Genomic DNA, 1,867 nt, shown 5'->3' with positions numbered 1-1,867 from the left:
TTCGCCTTGGAGAGAGCCGTCGCCATTGACTGAGTAAGTGGTGGCGTGGGTGGTGGTGAAGGTGCAGAGGCTGTCGGTGATGACGCAGGAGCCTTGGTCGTTCCAGAGAGCTTCGTTTTCGTTTTGGTATTGGATTTGCATTGTCTTGCCGTTATGCTGGGAGCCGAGGTAGATATTGAGGGTGACCGGGTTGTTGGTGAAAGTCAGTTGGGTGCCGGGGACACCGACTTTGATAGCAGCCAGACTGTCGGGGACTTCGCTCCGGACATCCCGGAGGGTGATGTCAAAAGCGGACATATCGAAGTTGCCACCCTCGGTGTTAGTGATGACGGTATTGTCCGGCAGGGTGATTTGGTTGGCGCCGGTAGCCAGGGTGACGTCGATATGGGTGGTGACTTGATTGGTGCTGTCGAGAGTGCCGGAATCAAAAGCGATGTAGCTGTCGGTGTAGAGTTCGGTGATGTCGGTGGGAGTGGGATTGCTGACCGTTATTTCACCTGCCAATGTGGTGAAACTTTGTTCCTCACCATAACCAGAACCGGAACTGTTAGTAGCTTTGGCCCGGTAGTAATAGGTGGTGTTGGGAGCAAGATTGGTTATCGGACAAGAATAGACGCCGCTAGAACCAGCACCGGCACTACAAGAATCGGTATATATCCCACTGGTTGTCCCCCATTGGATATCCCGACTAATCGGATCTTCACCGTTAGTATTAGTCACATTACCATTACCCGTGGCTGAATTGAAAGTAATGCCAGTGGTGGCATTAGTGGAAACGGACGGCGAGACCCAGACTGTCAGTTTGAGATAATCGGTGTTGAGGATTGCATCAGTACCGGAAGCTGATGGATTGGTCGAATGGACGAGAATCCTGATTTTTTTGTCGACATCGAGATAATCTTCAACATTAGCGGTAATTTGTTGAGTGGATGGGGTTTCTGGCATTGTTGCGCTGGTATTAGCCAGTGATTCCAGAGTTTCCCAGGTTGAAGTGTCGTTGTTCCAGATTTTAGTTGTGATACCATTGCCGGCACTGGCTGTCGCGTAGGCAAGAAGATTCAATTCTAGCTTAGATTGATTGGCATAGGCACTGGTATCGAAGGTGTAGAGCTGGGAAGCATAAGCAGGCATAAAAATATTTGAATTTTCAAGGCAACGAACAGAGCAAGCGTAAGCACGGCGCCAATTTTCAGTCAGATCCACTGCTGATACAACAATTCGTGGAGCATAGATAGTTTTTAAAGTGCTTCCAGTCAGACTAGTTGACCAATAATAGCCGCCAATACCCTGACTAACGATTGCGGCAGTATCACCGTTCCGCATGCCGGCGGTAGTAAATTTCAAATTTGAGCTGAAAGCCGTGTTGTAATTCGTGATACCGGCGGCTGACACAATTGCGCTCCATTCCGTTATCGTTGGCAGACGGAAACCAGTAGGGCATGGATTATTTATGCCATCTTCTCCTTGCCAGAGGTTATCATTTCTCGTACTACGCCAGTCACGAGGAGCATTATCATTTTTTATAAAATTAGCATGACCAGGTGTATCAGTAAGACTGAGTACGGTCGTCGTACCGCTAGGTGTTGGTCTGACAATCTGATGTCCATCTACACCTCGACCCCATTGAAAAATCCACCCATAAGCCGCTGAATCATTATATGCCGTAGCCACCCGAGTAGCGCCCAAGTTTCTATCGAGCCAACATTTACCATCCGCACCGAGTACTGTGCCGTAAGTTATTCCATCCCTGGAAACAGTGGAAGTTCCACATGCGAAAGAAGTGGCTGCTGTAGTGTTCGCATAATCCGAGTCGTCAGATGCGACGCTTGTATAATTTTCAGAAGTAAAAGGTGTGCCTTGATAATCC

Annotated in this window: 1 protein-coding gene; it reads right to left on the bottom strand. The window is 48.7% G+C overall.

The annotated features are described in order from the left end of the window. Positions 1–1,740 (bottom strand): FISUMP domain-containing protein (locus tag Q8K48_06760; protein ID MDP1852097.1); only part of this gene is annotated, 1,740 nt, incomplete at its 3' end. Positions 1,741–1,867 lie beyond the last annotated feature (127 nt).

Origin of the sequence: Candidatus Planktophila sp. (assembly GCA_030681675.1) — a bacterium.
In the GTDB taxonomy this organism is placed as follows: domain Bacteria; phylum Actinomycetota; class Actinomycetes; order Nanopelagicales; family Nanopelagicaceae; genus Planktophila.
The sequence above is the reverse complement of the archived record's forward strand: the minus strand, read 5'-3'. Positions and strand labels throughout refer to the sequence as shown.